The sequence below is a fragment of the Coleofasciculus sp. G2-EDA-02 genome, from assembly GCF_040226375.1.
GTDB lineage: Bacteria > Cyanobacteriota > Cyanobacteriia > Cyanobacteriales > Coleofasciculaceae > Coleofasciculus.
On the sequence record NZ_JAVKEW010000147.1, the window covers coordinates 40510 to 56918 of the forward strand.

At 46.0% G+C, this 16409-nt stretch carries 11 protein-coding genes; 7 read left to right on the plus strand and 4 right to left on the minus strand.

The genetic code is table 11. The annotated features are described in order from the left end of the window. Window positions 1-34: 34 nt before the first annotated feature. The 3 genes from RLO19_RS17545 to RLO19_RS17555 all read left to right on the plus strand — a co-directional run bounded on the left by RLO19_RS17545 (window position 35) and on the right by RLO19_RS17555 (window position 3980). A complete protein-coding gene (locus tag RLO19_RS17545; protein WP_446358426.1) occupies window positions 35-1753 on the plus strand; it encodes a diflavin flavoprotein in 1719 nt (572 codons plus the stop codon). Between the two features lie 43 nt (window positions 1754-1796). After that, window positions 1797-2174 (plus strand): GxxExxY protein, encoded by a 378-nt coding sequence (locus tag RLO19_RS17550; protein WP_446358428.1) that lies wholly within the window; start codon window positions 1797-1799, stop codon window positions 2172-2174. 81 nt (window positions 2175-2255) lie between these two features. Beyond that, window positions 2256-3980 carry a diflavin flavoprotein gene (locus tag RLO19_RS17555; RefSeq protein WP_446358430.1) on the plus strand — a complete coding sequence of 575 codons (1725 nt, stop codon included), beginning with the start codon at window positions 2256-2258 and terminating at the stop codon, window positions 3978-3980. A gap of 21 nt (window positions 3981-4001) precedes the next feature. On the opposite strand, the gene RLO19_RS17560 is transcribed toward RLO19_RS17555, so the two are convergent. Then, a complete protein-coding gene (locus tag RLO19_RS17560) occupies window positions 4002-4238 on the minus strand; it encodes a DUF3368 domain-containing protein (protein ID WP_446358431.1) in 237 nt (78 codons plus the stop codon). A gap of 355 nt (window positions 4239-4593) precedes the next feature. On the opposite strand from RLO19_RS17560, the gene RLO19_RS17565 reads away from it, so the two are divergent. The 3 genes from RLO19_RS17565 to RLO19_RS17575 all read left to right on the plus strand — a co-directional run bounded on the left by RLO19_RS17565 (window position 4594) and on the right by RLO19_RS17575 (window position 9065). Further along, a complete protein-coding gene (locus RLO19_RS17565) occupies window positions 4594-6444 on the plus strand; it encodes a hypothetical protein (protein WP_446358433.1) in 1851 nt (616 codons plus the stop codon). A 233-nt stretch (window positions 6445-6677) separates the two neighbouring features. Then, window positions 6678-7256 carry a Uma2 family endonuclease gene (locus RLO19_RS17570; protein ID WP_446358435.1) on the plus strand — a complete coding sequence of 193 codons (579 nt, stop codon included), beginning with the start codon at window positions 6678-6680 and terminating at the stop codon, window positions 7254-7256. Window positions 7257-7484: 228 nt separating this feature from the next. Further along, window positions 7485-9065, plus strand: a complete 1581-nt coding sequence (locus RLO19_RS17575) for a WD40 repeat domain-containing protein (protein ID WP_446358437.1) — start codon at window positions 7485-7487, stop codon at window positions 9063-9065. 1 nt (window position 9066) lies between these two features. Here the strand turns inward: RLO19_RS17575 and RLO19_RS17580 are convergent, their stop codons facing one another. The 3 genes from RLO19_RS17580 to RLO19_RS17590 form a co-directional block, all read right to left on the minus strand. After that, window positions 9067-9186 carry a hypothetical protein gene (locus RLO19_RS17580; protein ID WP_446358458.1) on the minus strand — a complete coding sequence of 40 codons (120 nt, stop codon included), beginning with the start codon at window positions 9184-9186 and terminating at the stop codon, window positions 9067-9069. 25 nt (window positions 9187-9211) lie between these two features. Further along, entirely contained in the window at window positions 9212-9799 is a 588-nt protein-coding gene (locus RLO19_RS17585; protein ID WP_446358439.1) for a Uma2 family endonuclease, read from the minus strand. Between the two features lie 125 nt (window positions 9800-9924). Then, window positions 9925-11523, minus strand: coding sequence for a vanadium-dependent haloperoxidase (locus RLO19_RS17590; protein WP_446358441.1), 1599 nt, complete (start codon window positions 11521-11523; stop codon window positions 9925-9927). 1293 nt (window positions 11524-12816) lie between these two features. Here RLO19_RS17590 and RLO19_RS17595 point away from each other — a divergent pair. Then, window positions 12817-15906 (plus strand): UPF0182 family protein, encoded by a 3090-nt coding sequence (locus RLO19_RS17595; protein ID WP_446358442.1) that lies wholly within the window; start codon window positions 12817-12819, stop codon window positions 15904-15906. The last annotated feature ends 503 nt before the right edge of the window (window positions 15907-16409 follow it).

Sequence of the window (16409 nt, forward strand, 5' to 3'; positions counted from 1 at the left end):
TTTAATAATCTTGCTGATACAGGAGTCAACATCAATGGTAGTACTCACCGATCGCACCCAGAAGCGCTTAACCATGCAGACGGGCGAAATCGCGCCAGATACAACAGCTATCCGTTCCCTAGACTGGGATCGAGATCGCTTCGATATTGAGTTTGGGCTGCAAAACGGCACCACCTATAACTCGTTCCTGATTCGGGGTGAGAAAATTGCCCTGGTGGATACCTCCCATGAAAAGTTTCGTGAACTTTACTTAGATACCCTCAAAGGGTTGATTGAACCCAGCCAGATTGATTATCTGATTATTAGCCACACGGAACCGGATCACAGTGGCTTGGTTAAGGATATTGTCCAACTCGCGCCAGAGATTACCGTCGTCGGGTCAAAAGTGGCGATTCAATTCCTAGAAGACTTGGTGCATCACCCCTTCAAACGGCAAATCGTCAAAAACGGCGACCAACTGGACTTAGGTAAAGGGCATGTGTTGGAATTTGTCAATGCCCCCAACCTACATTGGCCCGATACCATCTTTAGCTACGATGCCGGAACCCAAGTCATGTTTACCTGTGATGCCTTTGGGATGCATTACTGTTCTGATAGCACCTACGACGAAGACATGAGTGCAATAGAAGCCGACTTCCGCTTCTACTACGACTGCTTAATGGCACCCAATGCCCGTTCCGTTCTATCCGCCCTGAAACGGATGGATAAACTCCCAGAAGTAACCACCGTCGCCACGGGTCATGGTCCGTTGTTATCTCATCATGTCACCGAATGGTTGGATCGGTATCGGCGCTGGAGTCAAGCCCAGGCAAAAGCAGAAACCTCTGTGGTAGTCTTTTATGTATCCGATTACGGATATAGCGATCGCCTCTCCCAAGCGATTGCCCGAGGCATCACCAAAACAGGGGTAGGTGTGGAAATGATGGACTTAAAATCGGCTGATCCGCAAGAAGTCCAGGAAACCGTCAGTCGCGCCGGGGGAATGGCGATCGCGATGCCTCCCGCCTCCAATAAAGCCGCCACCGCCGCCGTGAGTACCGTTCTGGCGGCTGTAAAATCAAAGCAAGTCGTGGGTATCTTTGAATCCTATGGGGGGGATGACGAACCCATTGACCCCCTGCTGAGTCAATTCCGCAACCTCGGACTCAAAGAAGGATTTGCCGCGATTCGGGTCAAAGAAACCCCAACCGAAGCCACCTATCAACTCTGCGAAGAAGCCGGAACAGATATGGGGCAACTCCTCACCCGCGATCGCGAAATTAAGCAACGTAAATCCCTGGATAGTGATCTCGACAAAGCCCTAGGACGGATCAGCGGCGGACTCTACATTATTACCGCCCAAAAAAGTGACATTAAGAGTGCCATGTTAGCCTCCTGGGTATCCCAAGCCAGCTTCAAACCCCTCGGCTTAACCATCGCCGTAGCTAAAGATCGGGCGATTGAGTCTTTAATGCAAGTAAGCGATCGCTTTGTGCTAAATATTCTAGAAGAGGGCAATTATCAGGCATTAATGAAGCACTTCCTCAAGCGCTTTCCCCCAGGTGCCGATCGGTTTGAAGGGGTGAAAACTCAAACAGCGACGAATGGATCGCCGATTCTTACGGATGCGTTGGCTTATGTGGAATGTAAGGTCGAAAGTCGCATGGAGTTGAGTGACCATTGGATTGTATATGCCTCCGTTGACGCTGGACGAGTGTCTAAGGCGGATGCGTTGACGGCGGTTCACCATCGTAAAGTGGGGAATTACTATTAAAACGCAGAGGAACGCAGAGGGAAACGCAGAGGTACGCAGAGGGATGAGTGAGAATGAGGTGTCGGGAAAGATCATTGGGTTGGCGATGAAGGTACACACGGCGTTGGGACCGGGTTTATTAGAGTCAGCATACGAAGCCTGTTTGAGGTATGAACTGAACAAGGCTGGCTTAAACTTTGAACCCCAGAAACCATTACCGTTAGTCTATGAAGAGATTCGTCTCGAATGTGGATATCGAGTCGATTTACTCGTCGAAAACAAAGTCATGGTTGAACTCAAAGCCGTTGACACCCTGCATCCCATCCATACCGCCCAACTCCTAACCTACCTCAAACTCTCCCACCATAAACTCGGACTCCTAATCAACTTCAACGTCATCCATCTCAAAGACGGCATCAAACGAGTCGTCAATCACCTCTAACCCCCTCTGCGAACCTCTGCGCTTCCCTCTGCGTCCCTCTGCGTTAAAAAAAACATTCACCCACCACCACTAAACTACCCTATGAACTCTCCTACCCCTCGCGACGTCCAAGTCCTCCCCATCGCCTCCGACACCACTGTTCTCCGTTCCCGAACCTGGGATAGACTCAAATTTGAAATCGAATATGCCCTGCAACGCGGTACCACCGCCAATTCCTATCTGATTCAAGCGGATAAAATCGCCCTGATTGACCCTCCGGGCGAATCCTTCACCGAAATCTTTTTAACGGAACTGCAACGCCGGATTGACCCCAAACAAATCGATTATGTGATTCTCGGTCACGTTAATCCTAACCGAGGCGTTACCCTAAAAGCCTTACTCAAACTCGCCCCCCAGATTCAATTTGTCTGTTCCAATCCCGGTGCGATCGCGCTGCGTGGTATCTTAGATGCACCGGATTTAAAAATAACGGTGGTACGGGGGGATGAAACCCTGGATTTAGGTAAGGGTCATCATCTGCAATTTATCCCCACCCCCAACTCTCGTTGGCCCGATGCCCTTTGTACCTACGACCCCCATACAGAAGTTCTCTTTACCGATAAGTTATTTGGTGCTCATCTGTGTGGTGATCAAGTATTAGATGAAGGTTGGACAACGATTAGCGAACACCGCCGCTATTATTTCGATTGCGTTATGGCACCCCATGCGCGACAGGTGGAAAAGGCGCTGGATAAGGTCGAGGAGGTGCAAGCAAGGCTTTATGCTACAGGTCATGGGCAATTGGTACGCTATAGCTTAATTCCCCTGACCCAATCCTATCGCCAGTGGTGTGAGAGGCAAAAAACCCAAGACATCACCGTCGCCCTGCTGTATGCTTCAGCTTATGGGAATACCGGTACCGTTGCCCAAGCGATCGCACGGGGGATGACTAAAGCTGGGGTTGGTGTAGAATCGATTAACTGCGAAATCGCTGACCCGGAAGAGATTCGCACCGCTGTGGAAAAGGCGGAGGGGTTTATCATGGGTTCTCCGACGTTAGGGGGTCATGCACCCACCCAGATTCAAACGGCTTTGGGGATTGTTTTATCCACGGCGACGAAAACGAAATTAGCGGGTGTTTTTGGGTCTTTTGGCTGGAGTGGTGAAGCAATTGACCTGATTGAAAATAAGTTTAAGGATGCCGGGTATCAGTTTGGCTTTGAGACGATTCGGGTTAAGTTTAAGCCTACTGAAGCCACATTGAAATACGCGGAAGAAGCGGGAACAGATTTTGCCCAAGCCTTGAAGAAAGCCAAGAAATCCCGCACGTCTCGCCAACCGGTGAGTGATGCCCAAGTTGCCCGCACAGAACAGGCTGTGGGGCGGTTAATTGGGTCACTTTGTATTATTACGGCGAAGCAGGGAGAACTGACGGGGGCGATGTTGGCAGATTGGATTTCCCAAGCCACGTTTACTCCACCGGGGCTAACCATTGCGGTGGCGAAAGATCGGGCGATTGAGTCGTTAATGTATCAGGGTGATCAATTTGTGGTGAATATTTTAGAGGAAGGGAAGCATTTGGGGTTAATGAAGCATTTCCTCAAACCCTTTGCCCCAGGGGAAGACAGATTTGCGGGGGTGGCGACGGAGAATGCTGAAAATGGTTGTCCGATTCTGAGTGATGCTTTGGCTTATGTGGAATGTACGGTGGATAATCGGATGGAATGTGGGGATCATTGGTTGATTTATGGGGTGGTGACGAATGGCAAGGTATTATCGGAGGGGGTAACGGCGGTGCATCATCGTAAGTCGGGGACGCATTATTAGTGCAGGGGGATGGGGGGATGGTTAGCATTCCGAGTCATCTTCATTGGCTTGTAAGAGAGCAAAATTAATCACAGTAGGACTCAATCGAATTCCTCGGTTGAGCATTTGAGAAATTGCTTGCTGTATTGATAAGGGGTAGCCTTCCCGTTTAGCACGCAGCAAAATATCAATTGAACCCGTAACGGAAAGCCCACTTAATCTGGCAATTCGCCTACCCGCGACTTCATCAATACAGACAGTTTGGATGTTTTCATTCATGGCTAACTGAATGACTGCGGCTTCACCTCTGTCGAGTGAATTGATAAGTAATGGGGAAATGGTTAGGGGAGTTGGCTGTTTTTGTAGCCAACTTGCCGCTTTCTCTAGTATTAAAAGATGATTCCCATTCTACGCCAATTGTGTTTTCTTAATACTAATACCAATTTTCCCGAATTTTGTGTCATATCCCATCCCTTTGGGCAATAGCTGGGGAATGTATTCATTGCACGATTAGAATAGGACTTACGCAAAGCCTCTATTTGTAGTGGCGTGGCACACCTAATTTAGTAGATTAGCTTGGGTTCGTAGTAAGGGCTAAAGCCCTAGATTCGTGACAGTATAGGAGACTGATGGGATGGAACCAATTACCTGGGGATGGATTTTAGCCGCCGCTTTATCGGGGATTGTCGGAAATAAGGCGGATGTGGGGTTGGATACCTTGGGTAAGGGGTTGAAAGGGATGATAAATCGCCTCAAACCTGGAGATGCGCCAATGCATCAGGAGATACAAACGGCGGTGGGGCGGGCGTTTTTGTTGGCGCAGCAAAGTTTGGTGGAAGACTGTCTGAGTGAATTGATTGGTGAGAATAAAAGTATCTGGGATTGTCCACCTCAGTACAAAAATGAGGTAAGTTGGCTAGACCACAAGTTAAAACGGCTAAAAGCGGATTTGCAGAAGCTGGAAAAAGGGGAATTTGGCGAATTAGCGGCGACACCTGTGGCTGATATTGACTCCCTGTTAACCCCAGATGGGGCGTTGGTTGGGGATACGGTTCAGGTGGTACGTCAGCAACTCAAGGTAATTTTACAGCAGGAGCATGCGATCGCACTTTACCAAACCAAGGCGGTAACGCCCCAGGTGGGCTTGTTTGAACGGATGTGTGCCTATTTTGCCCTGGAGATGCAGCATAATCCGGTACTGCGGGAGATTATTCAGGGACAATTGCTAACTCAGATTAATTCTAATTTGAAACGCCAGCAGGTGACGGTTGAGGATATCGAAACCTCTCTGACAAATCTAGGACAAGATGTGGGCGAAATTAAAGGTTGGTTAGAATGTATCCATAACCAGTTATCCACACATCCGGCGGTTCCGCTTCAGTTTCAATCCCTGATTGCGGAGAAGACAGAAGGATTTGTCGGGCGCGAGTTTGTGTTTCGGGCGATTCAGGACTTCTTACAGCAACAGCCTAATGGTTATTTTATTATTGAAGCTGATCCCGGTGTGGGCAAAAGTGCCATATTAGCCGAATATGTGCGACAGATGGGATGTGTGGCATACTTTAATGTGCGATCGCAAGGCATTAATCGCGCTGATGATTTCCTCAAGAGTGTTTGCCGCCAGTTAATTGAACGCTATCAGTTACCCTACGATTTGCCTTTGCATCCAGAGAATACCCGCGATGGCAATTTCTTAGCGCAACTGTTAACCGAAATTGCCCCTCACCATTCCCCCGTCGTGATTGCGGTGGATGCGTTGGATGAGGTGGAGATGAAGAGTCAGACGGATGGGGCGAATGTTCTCTATCTTCCCCAGTCTTTGCCAAATGGCGTTTATTTTATCTTGACAAAACGCCAGACTCATGTTCCCTTAACGGTGAATAAGCCCTACCTGTTCAACTTAATGGAGTATGGGGCAGAAAGTTTACAAGACGTACAGCGTTATATTGAGCAACAGGTAAAGAAAAAGCCCGGATTACAACAGTGGGTAGAGAATCAGGGACAAGACACAGCCACCTTTATCACCACTCTGGCACAAAAGAGCGATCGCAACTTCATGTATTTGCGCTATGTCTTAGAAGATATCGAGTCTGGCGCGTATCAGGATTTAAATCTCGCTAACTTACCCCAAGGCTTACAGCAATATTATTACCAGCATTGGCAACGCATGGGGATGAAGGATAAACCGTTACCGCGAACCAAGATTAAAATCGTCTATGTTTTAGCGGAAGCCCGGAAACCCGTATCATCCTCACTGATTTCCCAATTTGCGAAGGAAGATGAATTAACCGTGCAGGAAGTTTTGGATGATTGGGATCAATTTTTACGGGAGGAACAGATTGAAGGACAAACCCGCTACAGTATTTATCATGCCAGTTTTCAGGATTTTCTCCATCGTAAGGAGATAGTTAAAAAGGCGGGGATAACGATTCGAGATATTAATACCTTAATTGCCGATAATTTAGCCGAAGAATTGGGATTGTAATTAAAGTTTGTAGTTGCGCTTTAGCGCCATAAACGCTCGAATCTCCCACTATAAGTTAGCGCTAAACTCAAGTCTCACCAACCGCCTTAGGTTCAAACCCAAGGAACCAAAAGCGAAAGTCCACTAAAGTGGACTAAAATCCATATTCAGTCAGCTTTAGCTGACTTGAGCTATTAGCCCGGAGTTTGAACTCCGGGCGGGTGTTCAATAAGCTTTTTAGGAAACAAGCCATCATGACCATCACATCCCAAAAAATGACGCTTGAAGACTATCTTAACTATAACGACGGAACAGATACCCAGTATGAACTCGTTAATGGGGAATTAATCGTTATGCCACCAGAGAGCGATTTAAATCAGCGCATTGTCATGTTTTTACTGAGCCATTTTCTCCAACAAGGAATTTCCTCCTATCGCTTGCGAATTGGGGCGGAAATTGTGGTGAGTGGTTCACGGGCAACAACGCGCTTACCCGATTTAATGGTGCTTTCTGAGGAACTAGCAACGGCGTTAGAGGGAGCAAGTCGGTCTACAATAATGATTGATATGCCCCCGCCTCAGTTAGTAGTTGAGGTGGTGTCACCGGGACGAGAAAATGCAGACCGAGATTATCGGTACAAACGTTCTGAATATGCAGCGCGGGGGATTGCCGAATACTGGATTGTTGACCCAATACAACAACGGGTTACAGTATTGGAGTGGGTAGAAGGGCTTTATGAGGAGTCGGTTTTTCAGGGTAATCAGCAGATTATTTCACCGATGCTACCGGATTTAGATTTGACGAGTGAAAGAGTGATTAATGCTGGAGGTTGATATTAACTAACCTATTCAGTTTGTTCTTATTGCTCCATCAACTGTCGTGCAGATCTCCTCTTCTTTTATAGATCCCCCTCTTCCCTTGAGATCCCCCTCTTACCTTTTTAGATCCCCCTTCCGTCCCCCTATTAGATCCCCCTTCCGTCCCCCTTTTTGATCCCCCTCCCGTCCCCCTTAAAAAGGGGGAGACCAGATGTTGCTTCGCTTTTATGGTACAGGAGAACAATGAATTACAGCATATTACAGGTTTATAAGGTATACCTAAATTACAGAAAAAATACTATCTCGGTAGACACTGTAACGGTGACACCAGATGGCAAGTGTATTATTTCTGGTTCACATGATAAGACTCTTAAAGTCTGGAATCTGGAAACTGAAGAGGAAGTTTTCACCCTAATAGGTCATACAGACAGGGTAGCAGCTTTAGCCGTGACACCAGATGGTAAGCGGGTGATTTCTGCATCAGCTGACAACACCATAAAAATATGGAATCTGGCAACTGGTAAAGAATTATTAACACTCCATGGTCATACAAAATGGGTTGAATCTGTAGCCGTGACACCAGATGGTAAGCGGATAATTTCTGGTTCGCATGACGAAACTATCAAAATTTGGGATCTAGAAACAGAAAGAGAAGTTCTTACTATCAGAGGTCATAACTATTCAGTAGAATCCGTGGCAGTGACTCCTGATGGTAAGCGATTGATTGCTAGTTCACGTATCATTATCAAAGTCTGGGATTTAGAGACAGGAAAAGAACTTTTACCGCTCATCGGTCATAGCGACTGGGTAGGAACTGTAGCAGTAACACCCGATGGTAAGCAGGTGATTTCTGGTTCATATGACGAAACTATTAAAATTTGGAGTCTTGAATCAGGACGAGAATTTTTTTATTTAAAAGGTCATACTGATTCGATAAATGATTTGGCAGTGACACCGGACAGCAAGCACGCGATTTCGGCTTCAGAAGACAACACTCTCAAGGTCTGGAATTTAGAAACATCAGAATCAATTTTCACCCTAAAAGGTCATACTGATACGGTAAAGGCTTTGGCAGTAACACCAGACAGTAAACAAGTGATCTCGGGTTCATGGGACAAAACAATTCGAGTGTGGAATCTAAAAAGGGGAAAGGAAGTGTTCTGTCTAAAAGGATCTAATAGTTCAGTAGAATCTTTGGTGGTGACTCCGGATGGTAAAAATATAATTTCTGCTTCCTTTGATGGAGTTATTCGCGTCTGGAGTCTGAAAGCTAGAAAACAAATATTTATCCTGAAAAGTCAAACAAGATTAATAGAGCCTGTAGCCGTTACACCGAACGGCAAAGGTTTAATTACTGGGTCAGTTGGCAATAACATTAAAATTTGGACTATTAAAAAAATCGGAAATGTCAAAACAGCAAAGGAGATTTTCACCCTAGAAGGACATACTGGTTCAGTAGAATATTTGGTAGTAACACCAGACAGCAAACAAGTGATTTCCGCTTCCTGGGATAACAGTATAAAAATCTGGAATTTGGAAAGTGGAGAGAAACTTTTCACTCTAGAAGGTCATACCGGATTTGTAAATGCTGTGGCAGTCACACCGGATGGCAAACAGATAATTTCTGTTTCAAATGATAAAACTCTCAAAGTCTGGGATTTGGAGACTAGGAAGATTGTTGCCAGTTTTAAGGGAGATGGTGAGTTACTTGCTTGTGCTGTTGCACCTGATGGGATCACAATTGTTGCAGGTGAGGCATCAGGGCGGCTACATTTTCTGCGGTTAGAAAATAGCAGCGCATTTGGTAGCGAATGTAACAGATAAGTCAATCTTGAGCGATCGCCTGATTGCAGATTAGCTCAGCCAAACAAAGATTATCAAACACCGTCTCTACACCTGCCGATCGCGGTATAATATATTCAAACTCAAAATTCGTGGCAGTAATGTTACAAAGAAATGATCAGGCTGAATTAAACATTACCACCTAATATTTGTTCAGCCGTAAGTTTGAGGCGAGGAAATATCGCCGATTGAATCAAATCGCTGCAAACAAACTCCACCGCGTCATACCAACCTTCGACTAACGTGAGAACCGTGACTTTAGCATTTAGAGGATCAACAATCCAATATTCAGGAATATCTAAAACGCTATATTCGGCTCGTTTTGCACGATAGTCGGTGCTTTTCGTCGATTCGCTGACGACTTCAACAACGAGTAGAGGTGGGGGTTCATTTAACTCAATAACGGCTTCGCGATTTTGCAGGTTACGCCACTGTTCTAGAGGAATCACAACGACATCGGGAATACGAACGGTATCCCATCTACCAGCGCGGGGAGAACGCACACCGACGACTCCAGCCAAGGCTGTCCATTCTTGTCCTACTTGAGCGCATTGGTCATCAAAGGTGCGTTCCAAGAATTTTAAAATGGCTCCATGTTTTCCAGTACCCAAGCTCATCGGGACTAGCTCTCCATTAACCAGTTCATAGCAAGTGTCTGTCCCGTCGTCATACTTCAAGTATTCTTCAAGAGTCAGGCGGTTGGTGGTTGTCAGCATGGCAGGTTGGGGAAGAGTATATCAAGTGGCGGTCAACTATAACAACTAGAGCAGTGGGCAAATAACTGGGGACAAGAGACGTTGCATGCAACGTCTCTACTAAATTCTGATGCTGCTATTCAAATTTAGATGGTAATTGCTGTACCATCAAACTTGGTCAGTGAGAAACAGCCATCCTCGTTATAGGTCAGCTTTTGCTCCTGCAAAATCCCGATCGCGATCGCTTCTCCCAATTTTATCGATTCTGTGTAGTCTGTCCGCCAGTGTACACCTGCCATATTGCGACCAATGGAAATATTTGCCGCTACCTTATTCAATTCCCCGCCTACGGTGAGAACCTCTGTACCAGGTCCACTATAAGGCGTGTAACAAACCAATTCAGTCCCATCCTCATTCGGCACCACTGGGTTGGGAATCTGATAGGACTCATCAAACCACGCCTTCAATATCGTTACACAAGCCCCCGCCACTGTTGCATGTCCTGCACCATAAGCGGGATGAGTCGGTGATCCTTCCGGAAACACTTGCGGTAGCAGATAAGTACCATTCTGATCAAATATCGCTTTAAGTGCCTGAGAATTGAGAATCTCTGGATGAATCGGATACTCCGCCTGTCCCGTCATAAGATTGTGAATCAGTCCACCAAAGGCTTCAGGGCGCAGCCGCCGATGTACAAACCATTTTTGATACCAAACCGCTTTTAAGGCTCGCGTCGCCACTTCTGTGACTAAACTGAGGATGTGCGGTCCCCCATAAGTCCCAAATCCATCCTGATTCTCTGACGAAAGATATGGATTCCCCCGATCAAACGGTGCCTTCATATCCAACAAAATCAAACAAGCATTCAAATAGGCTTGATAGAGCGCATCAAAATGCACATAATTGCCTAAATCCCGCATATTCCGGATATAGCGTGGCACTTTGTCAAATTTATCCTGACCACTGAAATCAAAGCCATTTTGCACCGCCAACCACGTTTTGTAATCGGTCATAAAGTCTTTATTGGGAACAACCGTCCGTTGGCGTTGGCTAATTGTCTGGGTGCCATATTGGATATCTTTGAGCAAAAATTGCGAGACAAAAGGACCAACCACATCTCCTGGCGTAGACCCTCGGAAAATCACATCCGGTGTCACCTTCCCATCTTCTTTCGGTCCCCGGAAATCTGAGCAGTTTGAGAGTTCTTCGGCGGCTTTTTCAATGTCACCGTTATCGCGAAAGTCGGTAAAGTTTACATCTCGTAACAGCGCCATCCAGTAAAGTTCTATGGCTTCACAAGCATTTTCTGCCCCATCAATACGGGGAGCCGGGCGAATCGTGACTGACTGAGCGTCGGGTCCTTCTAAATCAAAGGCTAACCCGGCTTGCGGATTGATAAATCGACGACAACCACGGGGTTTCTTTTTATCTTTCTCAGAACTCGATTCAGATAACTCTATTTTGCCGCGAGTACAGCCCCGTGGTATTGCCTCAAAATCGTCAGGTTTTCCACTACACAAAGCTTTGAGTAAAATTCGGTAAGCTTTGGGGTCTACTTCCCCCAAATCATTATGGGGTAAACCTTTTGAATAATTAGCAATATAACTGAGTTCGTTATTACCATTCCGATAAGCCGACTCCTCAGCATTATTTAAATGGTCAGGATGGGGGCGCAAAAATGCAATTTCAGCCGCTTCTTCACGAACCTGGCGAGCTAAGCTGCGACGGGAAAATATTTTCTTCATACTAATCTATTCTGGGGACAATAATCGTTATTCTTCAATAACAACGGCAACCTATCCGGACAATTTCCAGGTCTGATTCAAAAATTTTCCAGCTAACCTTGATCGACCTTCGACACACGGACGACAAGCACGCGGTTGCTCAAGTAAGAAGATTAGAACAATGGTAGATGCTTAAATAACGAGCTGTCCATTAGCCACATCTTTCTTTACAATTCTCATTGCACTTGCTCCCTGGAATTTTACCAGTGATAAGAGGGAAATGGGTAAAATGCCAGGATTACAGGTTACGAAAATGGGAGGCTACCTGATGCGATCGCTCACAAAAATCTGTATAACGATGTAGAGACGTTGCATGCAACGTCTCTACAATTGTCGAGGAAGAGGGTTATCAGAGGATGGGGTATCATCCCGAAACCGAGGCGGCGGTAGCGGGTTGGTGTTGAATATCGCGCACCGGATCACCTAACTCACGTACATAAGCGGCAAATTCAAATTCCTCGGTTGGGTAGGTTGGTCCCTTGGAACGTAGGCGAAGCCTTCTCGGAGAGTAACCCAACGCCAGCAACTAATATTCTTAAATTGCTAGCTGGGTTCAAAGGTACATTTTCAATTTATTCCCAGGCTTGATTAAAGTTTTTATATCCCTTGTAGGCTCCGTCAATTCTTTTATTAATATTTAATCGAATTAAATCAAACTCTTTAGTATATCCCTTATTGAGTTGTATAACATAACGTCCCACCAGATTTGCCTATCTTAGCTGCTGACTTTTCGCCGCTAGACATAGTATTCTGATAGCTAGACACAGTTAAGATAACATCACTCAAGGGAATTCCTCAAGCAATGGTAACTTATGTTACTGTGGAGCTTTTTTGTGTAGGGAGCGTAACGCACCGTTGTTTAAGGGTTTGGTGGGTTACGGCGGATTGTTCAGTTAAGGGGTGTTTGTCACAGTTGAATTCCCGCCTAACCCACGATGGCGGCGTGACACAGTTAAAATGGTGGATTAGTATTGTAGGGGCGCAAGGTGTGCGCCCAATTTCACCGTCAAATCTATTCCACAATTTTAGCTGTGTCAGTCCACTACTAGCGTGGCACAGTTAAAATGGTGGATTAGTATTGTAGATTTTATGGGCGCACGCCATGCGCCCCTACGGTTTCTGGATAGAATTCTAATACACCAATTAAGGTGTGCCACGCCACTACAGGTCTACAGGTGATTATTTTTTTGTATATTAGTGAAGCGATAACGATAAAGTTTGGATAGAGGATACTATCGCTGCTCGCTCCGCAACATGTTTAAACGCTTCTGGAACCTTCTTTTTCGAGTCATCATCCTGCTTCTGGGGTTGTGGCTAGCCTGGGATTTGCTGGCTCACTTGGTTGCGGAAATTTTATGGTTCATTGAGCTTGACTATTTATCGGCATTCTGGTTACGCTTACTGACTCAGCTAGGGTTGTGGGCGTTTGTGGGTTGCTTATCCGCCGGATTTTTACTCAGTAACTTGTTTCTCGCCAATCGGCTAAAGTATCCCGCCGCTATCGCCAAGCAGATGAGTAACCCCACGAGGATACCTCCGGGGAATACTCAACTCAAGCCGACGATACCAATAACTCCTACACAAGACTCCACACCCTTCAACATTCAAAAGGGAGCGTTAGCGCTGAGATTAAGATTACTTTTGCCACTCGTACTGTGCCTCGACGTAATCGTGGGGGTAATGCTACTACATTACGGCGAAGTGGCTATCTCCTTTTGGCAACCTGATTTTAATTTGCCCAGTGTAACGCCACCACTACCGCCCCCTTTTGATTGGAGTTCCATAGAAAATATAGTGCTACAGTTGCTGGCACAAATTATACAACTTATTGTTCTAGTCATCATTGTCATCGCATTGGTGATTAATTCTCAGTTCTGGTTAACGGCGATAGCTGTTGCTTTTTCAGTGGTTTTTGCCTTAGTGGTATCGGGACAATGGGGCAGGATTTTGCAGTATTTCCAGCCAACAGCCTTTAATGCTAATGAACCCCTCTTTGGCACGGATATTAGTTTCTATGTCTTTAAACTTCCGGTGTGGCAACTGTTGGACTTTTGGTTGGGGGGATTATTTCTGTTCGGTTTAGTTGCTGTAACCTTAACCTATTTGGTATCTGGAGATAGCTTGTCTCAGGGGCGTTTTCCCGGATTTTCTGGTCATCAACTTTATCATTTATACGGATTGGGTTCCTTGGCGATGGCGACGGTGGCGTTTCATTATTGGCTATCGCGCTATGAACTGTTGTATTCCACTCGTGGCGTTACCTATGGTGCCAGCTATACAGATGTTAACGCGCAGTTACCAATTAATACTTTTTTGAGTATTTTCGCCCTGGGGATTGCTCTATTTTTACTCCTTAGACCGATAATCGGTTTTAAGTTGCTGCATAAGAGTGGCTGGGGCACACTTTCCCTATTGGGATTGTATGTGATGATGGTCGCGATCGCAGGCTGGCTAATTCCGGCAACGGTGCAACGGTTTGGCGTGCAGCCGAATGAACTGGAACGGGAACGCCCCTATATTGAACGTAGTATCGCCCTGAGTCGAGCCGCCTTTGACCTTGATAGTATTAATGTGGAAATCTTTGACCCCGAAGGTGAACTCACCAGTGCTAATTTAGATGAAAACATTTTAACGATTCGCAATATCCGCCTCTGGGATGCTCGTCCCATCCTGCAAACTAATCGTCAGCTACAACGTATTCGCCTTTACTACGAATTTCCCGACGCTGATATTGACCGCTACAGGCTACCCTTAGAAGTCAGTGGTGTTCCCCCTTCTTTTGATGGAGAAGAAGGCGATGAATTAGAAGCAGAAGACACAGATACTTCCCTAACCGTACCCGCACCCGGTTTCACCCTTGAAAAGCAACAGGTGATTATTGCACCCAGGGAATTATCCTACGAATCCGTTCCCGAACAAGCCCAAACCTGGGTCAACCAACACTTAGTTTATACCCACGGTTATGGCTTTACCATGAGTCCCGTGAATCGGGTGGGTGATGGGGGATTACCTAACTATTTTGTTAAAGATATTGGCACTGGTGCTGATCCCGGTGTTGGTGGAGATTTATCCACGTCTAGTGAACTGATTCGCGAAAGTATTCCTATTGGTGCGCCCCGAATTTACTACGGACAACTCACGGAAAATTATGTGATGACTCCTACCAATGTTCAGGAATTTGATTATCCCAGTGGTGAGGATAATGTCTACAATACCTACGATGGGAATGGTGGAGTCAGCATTGGTTCACTCTGGCGTCGGCTATTATTTGCTGAGTATCTCAAAGACTGGAAAATGCTGTTTACGGACAACTTTACGCCAGAAACCAAGGTATTATTCCGTCGCAACATCAACCAACGAATTCGCGCGATCGCACCGTTCTTGCACTATGATCGTGATCCGTATATCGTCACCGTTAATCCTCAGGGTGGGGAAACCGAAGCCGAACAAACCTATCTTTACTGGATTGTTGACGCCTACACCACCAGCGATCATTATCCCTATTCCGATCCTGGTGATAATGAGTTTAACTATATCCGCAACTCCGTGAAAGTCGTCATTGATGCCTATGACGGCAATGTTACATTCTATGTTGCCGACCCCGACGACCCAATTATTCAAACCTGGACAAAGATTTTTCCCACGCTATTCCAACCTCTAGATGCCATGCCTCCGGCGCTGCGGCGTCATATTCGCTATCCGGTAGACATCTTTACTGTTCAGTCTGAACGGTTGCTCACCTATCACATGACTGACCCCCAAGTATTTTACAACCGGGAAGACCAATGGCGGATTCCTCAAGAAATTTACGGCACCGAGTTGCAACCCTTGGAACCGTACTACCTGATTATGAAACTACCCACCGCCATCGATGAGGAGTTTATTCTCCTCCATCCTTTTACGCCTCAGGCACGTAATAATTTAATTGCCTGGTTAGCAGGGCGTTCCGATGGTGAGAATTATGGCAAATTGCTTTTATATCAGTTCCCCAAACAAGAATTGATTTACGGACCCGAACAAATTGAAGCCTTAATTAATCAAGATCCGGTAATTTCTCAGCAAATCTCACTGTGGAATCGTCAGGGTTCACGAGCAATTCAGGGTAATTTGTTAGTGATTCCGATTGAGCAATCGTTGCTTTATGTCGAACCGCTTTACCTAGAAGCCGAGCGCAATAGTTTACCTATCTTAGCGCGGGTAATTGTTGTCTATGAAAATCGCATTGTTATGGCGGAAACGTTAGAAACGGCGCTGCAGGGAATCTTCCAGCAACCGGAACAAGAACCCGCCCCCACGATTATCCGTCCCCTAGAGGAACCGCCTTTGCCGTTAGAGGGGGGGTAAAAAAGGCAGAATGCCGATGAAAAAACTACCCAAGTTAGGATAACAAAGGCTATGCTGTAACAGCGAAAACGAAGGTAGGGGAATTGGGCGATCGCGTCTTTTTTATGGTATGATTTTACCATGGAAAAATGTGTCCGCACGTAGGGGCGCATGGCGTGCGCCCGATTCAATGGTAAAATCTATTGCACCATTTTAACTGGGTCACGCCACTACAGATTAAGGTTAAATTAGGTCTATAGGATGGCACATTTTCCCATGATATAAAAGTACCAAATAACAGGGGGAAAGTCAAGCCCGAATGAGATTTTTTTGGGGGAACCTGTTTTATGTGTTAGGCATTCTGTAGGGGCGAGTCGCTGAACTATCGTTATGGGTAAAAGATTAATTGGTTCCAGGAATCCTCATCGTTAGTTCACTCAGAAAGAAACGGTAACGTCGTGGGTTACGCCACTACAGGTTAAGGTTAAGGTTAATCAGGTTTGCTAATAACATCACCTCAGATT